Origin of the sequence: uncultured Treponema sp., assembly GCF_945873775.1 — a bacterium.
In the GTDB taxonomy this organism is placed as follows: domain Bacteria; phylum Spirochaetota; class Spirochaetia; order Treponematales; family Treponemataceae; genus Treponema_D.
In genome coordinates this window covers 22,376-29,368 of record NZ_CAMCEC010000028.1, presented here as the reverse complement: position 1 = coordinate 29,368, position 6,993 = coordinate 22,376, and the positions used below count along the sequence as shown (strand labels likewise).

General features: G+C 45.7%; 5 protein-coding genes. 2 read left to right on the top strand and 3 right to left on the bottom strand.

Going from position 1 to position 6,993, the window contains the following annotated elements:
* Positions 1 to 151 precede the first annotated feature (151 nt).
* Positions 152 to 541, top strand: coding sequence for a hypothetical protein (locus Q0N70_RS11065; protein ID WP_294016727.1), 390 nt, complete (start codon positions 152 to 154; stop codon positions 539 to 541).
* A gap of 549 nt (positions 542 to 1,090) precedes the next feature.
* On the top strand, positions 1,091 to 2,755 hold the full coding sequence (gene gpmI, locus Q0N70_RS11060) for a 2,3-bisphosphoglycerate-independent phosphoglycerate mutase (protein ID WP_294016724.1): 1,665 nt from the start codon (positions 1,091 to 1,093) through the stop codon (positions 2,753 to 2,755).
* A 221-nt stretch (positions 2,756 to 2,976) separates the two neighbouring features.
* Here the strand turns inward: gpmI and Q0N70_RS11055 are convergent, their stop codons facing one another.
* The 3 genes from Q0N70_RS11055 to Q0N70_RS11045 all read right to left on the bottom strand — a co-directional run bounded on the left by Q0N70_RS11055 (position 2,977) and on the right by Q0N70_RS11045 (position 6,644).
* On the bottom strand, positions 2,977 to 4,287 hold the full coding sequence (locus Q0N70_RS11055) for a serine hydrolase (protein ID WP_294016722.1): 1,311 nt from the start codon (positions 4,285 to 4,287) through the stop codon (positions 2,977 to 2,979).
* Positions 4,288 to 4,539: 252 nt separating this feature from the next.
* Positions 4,540 to 5,283: a DNA-binding domain-containing protein gene (locus tag Q0N70_RS11050; RefSeq protein ID WP_294016720.1), complete on the bottom strand. Its 744-nt coding sequence runs from the start codon at positions 5,281 to 5,283 to the stop codon at positions 4,540 to 4,542.
* A gap of 326 nt (positions 5,284 to 5,609) precedes the next feature.
* Positions 5,610 to 6,644, bottom strand: a complete 1,035-nt coding sequence (locus tag Q0N70_RS11045) for an SUMF1/EgtB/PvdO family nonheme iron enzyme (protein WP_294016729.1) — start codon at positions 6,642 to 6,644, stop codon at positions 5,610 to 5,612.
* Between the last annotated feature and the right edge of the window lie 349 nt (positions 6,645 to 6,993).

Below are 6,993 nucleotides of genomic sequence, written 5' to 3'. Positions count from 1 at the left end.
TTTTGGCGATTTCCGCTGAACTTAGGTGTGGCTGAAATCGGCGAGCTCTAACAATTGTGAAACGAATGAATGTATATTCACAGGGGCTTCTATATCATTTAATCAAACTGAAGGACTGTTTTTCCCCTCATTCATTTCAGCGACTTCTGAGTTGAGAGAAGGTAGTAAGGTTTACACAGTACAGAATTTATCAAATTTTAAGTTAGATTCTCCGTGGTGTGAAGCGTCTGAAGATTATGGAATTGGAGAAAAAATCAGATTAAGTATAAATGCAAGAAATCTTATAATTATATCAGGATATGTTTCCGCGAAGAAACCTTACCTGTTTGAGAATAATTCAAGACCAAAGATAATTACTATATCTTTTTTGAAGTCAAAAATACAAAAAGAATTTGAATTAAAAGATTCTCCTAACCCTCAGATTATTAACTTGGATGGATTATACAATGAAGAAATAGAAATTGTAATCAAGGATGTATATCTTGGAAAAAAATATAAAGATACATGTATCAGTACAATATTTTCAATGTATCTTAATTAGTTTTTTCCTTAAACTTTCAAGTTTCTTTAAAAGAAACTTGAAAGTCGCTGCCGCAGGCTCCAGAACAATGAGCTTTCCCCGAAGGAACAGTCTTCCGTAAAAGAAAGAATCGTCGGGAGTTTTTTTGTTCATAAAAAAAACTCCCTTTCCAAGATGAAAACCGCAGGAGAAGATCATGTCAGATACAATTCAACTCAAACAAAAGCAACATCTTTAAGCAACACTTTAGTTACTGTTGGCAGTAAACTTAATCAATTGGAAAAATCTGTAAAAGAATATTTTACTGATAAAATATTGTCGAACTATGACTATGAATATTAAAACAAGAAAACCATCAATTATGGAAAAATTACGGTGCAGAGACCTCTGGAATTGAGGTTAAGTTTTGTCCAGTTTCATGTTCTCACATTTAAGTCGTTATTTTAAGGAAAAACTTCAATAAACCAGCCCTCCTCCAGCCTTCCCTATCAATTGTAAAGAATCCCATTAATCGCTATACTAAAGCTAGACTATTACCTTAGTACAAAAAACTTTATGGAGGTTTTATATATGGCAGATACAATGCATGCTTTGGAAAAGAATCCGAACTGGAAAGGCCGCCGCGGTCCTGTGGTTCTTGTAATCATGGACGGTGTTGGCTACGGAAAATATGTTGAAGGCGACGCTGTAAAGGCAAGCCGCATGAAGTACCTTGACTGGTTCACGGCGAACTGTCCGCACACAAAGCTCAAGGCCCACGGAACGGCGGTAGGACTTCCTTCTGACGATGACATGGGAAACAGCGAAGTCGGACACAACGCAATGGGCTGCGGACGCGTGTTCGCACAGGGCGCAAAGCTTGTAGGCGAGTCAATCAAATCGGGCAAGATGTTCCAGGACGCAACCTGGCAGAAGCTCATCAAGAATGTGAATGACAAAGGCTCAACACTCCACTTTATAGGACTTGTTTCTGACGGAAACGTTCACTCGCACATCGACCACCTCAAGGCAATGATTGAAGAGGCGAACAAGGAAGGCGTAAAGAAAATCCGCGTGCACGCATTGCTTGACGGACGCGACGTTGACCCTACTTCCGCACTGAACTACATCACACCGCTTGAAGAATTCCTTGCGGGCTTTGCAGGCTGCGACTATCAGATTGCCTCCGGCGGCGGACGTATGTACATGACAATGGACCGCTACAACGCTGACTGGAGCATGGTTGAGCGCGGATGGAAGGCGCACGTTCTGGGCGAAGGACGTATGTTCGACTCTGCGACAAAGGCAATCGAAACCTACCGTGCCGAAGTTCCGGGCGTTCTTGACCAGGATATGCACGAGTTCGTAATCGCAAAGGACGGAAAGCCAGTCGGAACAATCAACGACGGCGACAGCGTAATCTACTTCAACTTCCGCGGAGACCGTGCCCTTGAGATGACACGCGCGTTTGAGACACCGGCAGGAGGCGAGCTTCCGTTCGACAGAAAGCGTGTTCCGGCCGTTGAGTATGCCGGCATGATGGAATACGACGGAGACGCGCACATTCCTGCCCAGTATCTTGTGAATCCTCCGAGCATTGACCGCACAATGGGCGAATACCTCACAAAGACAGGCGTTCACCTCATGGCTATTTCCGAGACCCAGAAGTACGGACACGTTACATACTTCTTCAACGGAAACAAGCAGGGCAAGTTCGACGAAAAGCTTGAGGACTATGTTGAAGTTCCAAGCGATGTTGTTCCGTTCGAGCAGCGTCCTTGGATGAAATGCGCTGAAATCACCGACAAGGTTATTGAGGCAATCAAGAGCGGAAAGTACGACCACATCAGACTGAACTACCCGAACGGAGACATGGTCGGACACACTGGCGTATTCAACGCGGTGGTCTGCTCAATGGAAGGCATGGACCTTCAGCTTGGAAGATTGAAGGCGGCAATCGAGGAAGCCGGCGGAATCATGTGCATCACGGCTGACCACGGAAACTCAGATGATATGTACGAGCACGCAAAGGACGGCAGCGTAAAGAAGGACAAGGACGGAGAGCCAAAGGCAAAGACATCGCACTCGCTCAACCCGGTACCGGGAATCATCTATGACCCTGAATACAAGGGCGAATACGACAACACCAAGCTCAACGACGGACTTGGAATCTCATCCTGGCCTGCAACAATAATGAATCTTATGGGCTATGTTCCGCCGACAGACTACGACAAGAGCATGGTCAACTTGAAGTAAGTGCAGCAAATGGCATGATATTTAACATGGAAATGACCTAACAGCCTGTCATTGCCGGACTCGATCCGGCAATCTGAATGATGCTAGATTCCCCGATCAAGTCGGGGAATGACAAGTGTCGTAGCACAGGAATGACAATGACGCATAGAACTTATTAGACATCTCCATGGCATGATTAAACAAACAGGGCATCCCAAGCGGGATGCCCCTTTTTTATTATTCTACTTGTTCAAGAGATATTCCGCGACAGCCTCGTAAGCCGGAATTGAAAGCGGGTCGATGTACTTGTTTGACGCGTAGTAAGTTGAAGCAAAGCGCGCAATCACCATCTGCGCCGCCGGGTCAATGTAGATTGCCTGGCCGTGAACACCGCGCGCCATGTACGCTCCGTGCGAGTTGTTCGTAATCCACCACATATTGTGATAGCTCCAGCCTTGCAATTTTGGATAGCCGCCTTTTGCAAACGCAGCCTTATACTCATCGGAAGTTCCTCCAACTGAAATATCGTTTACTGCTATTTCAGGGATTACTTGTTTGCCATTCAGCCTTCCGCCGTTTCTCATCATCTCGCCGAAAGCTGCCATGTCCCTTAGATTCAAGTCAAAGCCGCCGCCTGCGAACGCGATTCCAGAAGGGTCAACCTGATAGTAACCGTCATAATGCGCGCCCAAAGGCTTCCAAATCATCTCTGAAACCATATCCGCTAAGCCCTGCCCTGTTACGCGCGAGCAAATCCAGGCGAGAAGCTCCGTGTTCACAGTCCTGTAGCCGAATGCGTCTCCGTGTTCTGCGTCCGGAAGCTTTTTTACAGTTGCAAGATACTCGTAGTAATTCTGAGGTCCTGTGTAGTTTGCCGGGCGGAAAACGTTTCCTGCCGCCGAGTACGCCCAGATTTCCGCGTTCGGGTCGTTATAGTCCTCGCTGTACTTGATTGCGGTCGTCATGTCCATAACTTGTTGAACAGTCGCGTCCGCAAAGCCTGAATCTTTCAGTTCTGGAATGTATTCAACAACTTTCTTTGACGGCTCAAGTTTTCCTTCCGCAACAAGAATCGAAGCGACTGTTCCCGTGAACGACTTGCTCACCGACATTGCAGCATGAAGTCCGTCTGGCTTTAAGCCTGCAGGATATTTTTCATAGACGATTTTTCCCTTGTGCATGACGATGATTCCGTCTGTATAGTTTGCGCCAAGCGACTCTTCAAAAGTCATCGTCTTGTCTGAATTCCACGGCGTAAAAACTACGTTTCCGATTGCCGGGTCAATTTTTATCTTTAGCTGGTATTTTTTGCCGTTGCCTGCCGAAACATTTCGCGTAGGGAAAAACTCCCTCATGTGGTTCACGCTGTAGCGCAACGCCGGAAACTCAAAGAACGAGCCGTCCGAAGCGTGAAGCGTTTTTTCTTGCGATGGCGGAAAGCCTTGCATCCAGCCCATTTTGTCGGGCGTGGTCTGCTCTGCAGCCGGATAATTCTGTGAAAAGCCAAGCGAGCCTGCAAAAGTCAGAGCGATAAAAATGAACATCAGTTTCATAGTATTCCTCCTTAGTTAATATGGTGGGTATTACTAAAAAGATAAGCATAAAGAGAGTGAATGGCAAATTTGGGATATTATAAAAAGATAGTGATTTCTATGGAGTGTCTATAGTAGCTCTCTATGGACACTCCATAGTGTCCACTACGGACACCTCATAGAGTGCTCTATGGACATCCCATAGCGAACTCTATGCACAGTCAATAGTAGGTCGCTATGAACAGTGCATAGAGAATTGTTAGACTTAAACTGCTACGCCTTTACTGCTTTCAGTTCATAGGCATATCGGAGTTCACGTAAGTTCTTTAAGATATTTACACTGCTTCCTGTATACCTTGTTCTGATTATGAGTGAAACATTGCCTTCTGCTACGCTTGACGGAACGCGGGCTATGAGCTGGGACGGCTTGTTTGCGGTGAGTTTACGTGTTACACGGTGTTCCTTGCCTTCCATGTCCACAAAGAATACGCCCTGCTCGGTGTCGGCTTCGTCTTGGATTTTGATTTTTTCACCTTCGATGATGACATCGTCTCCAATCTGAACAGTTCCGTCCTTGCTGCCTGTTAGAGTGTTGGTAACAGCTCCGATTACAGCTCCTCCTGAATCCTTGCATCCAGTTACTTTTACGCTGATTTTTGAAGTTTCAGCGCGCAGACTGGCAGAAGGCATAATGTCGAACGAGCACTTGTGCAGCGCAGGGTCGAACACGGAGTTTATGTCTTCGAATACTCCTGAAACCCTTGGCGCAAGGCTTCCTACTTCGTTTGAGTAAGTGCAGCCGGAAAGAGCATACTCAAAGACTTTTTTGTTCCTAAGCGAAAGGATGTTCAGGATTGTCTCCTTCTTGATTTCGCTTCCTTCTGCAACAATTGCGTCCGCAATGTCCTCGTCGCGCTTTGTCGCGGCAGGCACAACATCCGCAAGCTGGTCGCGGTCATTGTCCTGTGTAAACGGGTTGGGTCTGAGCACAATGCTCCAGACATACTTTTTAGCCATTAAAACCTCCTTTGGTTTGGCGAAAATGCGGGGCTGCTACGCCCCTTAAATAAAACAGCCCGTGAGGATATTCCAAAAGGAGGAATTCCTGCACGGGCAGATTTTCGAGATTATTATTACTGCGCTGTTCAAGCTGACTTTCTTTCTCTTCACGCTAAGAATTATAACATAGGTATTCCATACACGCAAACAAAATATAATAAATGTTTACGCTTTGCCATCTTAGGGATTGCCCCGAAACTCTATTGCAGGGAATTCCCCAGTCAAACTGTGGAATGACAGGGCATTTGTCATTCCCGCACTTGATGCGGGAATCTCATTACCTTTTATTCTGCGGTGCGGACAACGCGCAAGCCATTCCCAGGGTTTTGAGCATACGAGGTGCTAGTAATATGCCGAAAAACCTTACAGGCGGGGTCATAATTCATGGTCCAACAACCACCACTAACAAAGTGCGCGGCATTGGCGTTTTCATTCCAACACCATTCATATACATTGCCGCTCATATCATACAGCCCCAAAGTGTTTGACTGTTTTGTCTTTACTTCATGAGTTTTGTAGCCTGAGTTTCCACTATGCCATGCAACATCGTTAACAGTATTGCTTCCGGCATAAAGATATTGAGTACCGGTAAGTCCGTTTCCGCCCCGTGCGGCATATTCCCATTCTGATTCCGTTGGCAAGCGGTAGCCGTTCGCAGTAAAGTCACAGATTGCAGCATCCCAATCACTGTCTTTTGAAGTCGGTACAGTTCCCCAAGATTCAGGATTCGTAGAACCTTTAATTGAATAACAAGGCGTATAACCTTCTTTCACTAAACGCTTGTTGCAGTATACAAGCGCATCATACAAGCTTACTTTGTTCACTGGATTGTTGCCAGAAACACCGTCAGTATCTGCCATTTCAGATGGAAGAGCTCCTAAAGCCTCATACTCTGCCTGCGTAACCTCATGGTTGCATATATAAAAGTCATTTATTGTTATGGTGTTCTTTCCATTAAACAATGCGCTGTCTGCAATCTGTCCTTCTATTGTTGCGCCCTTTACAAACACAAAGTCAGTCCACTTTGCGTAAAGGGTAATATTTGAGTTTAGGGTGATTGTTGCGCCGTCATCGTAGCTTGTACCTGTCATGTTCTTTGCAGTGCTCCAGCCAGCAAAATAGTAGTCGTCCTTTGCAAGTTTGCCTTCTACGCTTGGCAGTTTAACTTGACTTCCTTCTTCTGCGGTTATACTTGCGATTGTGCCGGTTCCGCAGTTTGCATTGAAAGTTACGGTGTAAGTTGCTTTTTCATCATCCGAGCCGCTGCTTGAGCCGTCGGAACAGGAAGGGAATGTGAATGCAAGGCTAAGTGCTAAAATGCAGGCTATAAGCCACTGGGGGGGGTAGTTGAATGGAAGTTAATCTTCATCGCTTTCTCCATAAATATAGATTTGTTGTATATCTATAATTATAGTGAGTTTGTGCGAAATGACAACTTAAACAGCAAAAAAAGTGTAAAAAAATCCGCATGGCAAAGGAGGCAGCCACACGGACAGGGGATTCTCAACCGAGTTTCTTTCAGAAACATCGCGGGGTCAAGCCCGAAGATAACAGGGAGCTAAGCGCGATAATGACAACGTTTTATGTCATTGTCCGACGTAACCAGGAAATCTCCACACATGAGATTGCCGGATCAAGTCCGACAATGACACGTTAAATGATATGCCA

Coding starts and splice junctions, on each gene's coding strand:
- Q0N70_RS11055 (WP_294016722.1), bottom strand. CDS start 4,287: ATGAAACTGATGTTCATTTTTATCGCTCTGACTTTTGCAGGCTCGCTT.
- Q0N70_RS11050 (WP_294016720.1), bottom strand. CDS start 5,283: ATGGCTAAAAAGTATGTCTGGAGCATTGTGCTCAGACCCAACCCGTTT.
- gpmI (WP_294016724.1), top strand. CDS start 1,091: ATGGCAGATACAATGCATGCTTTGGAAAAGAATCCGAACTGGAAAGGC.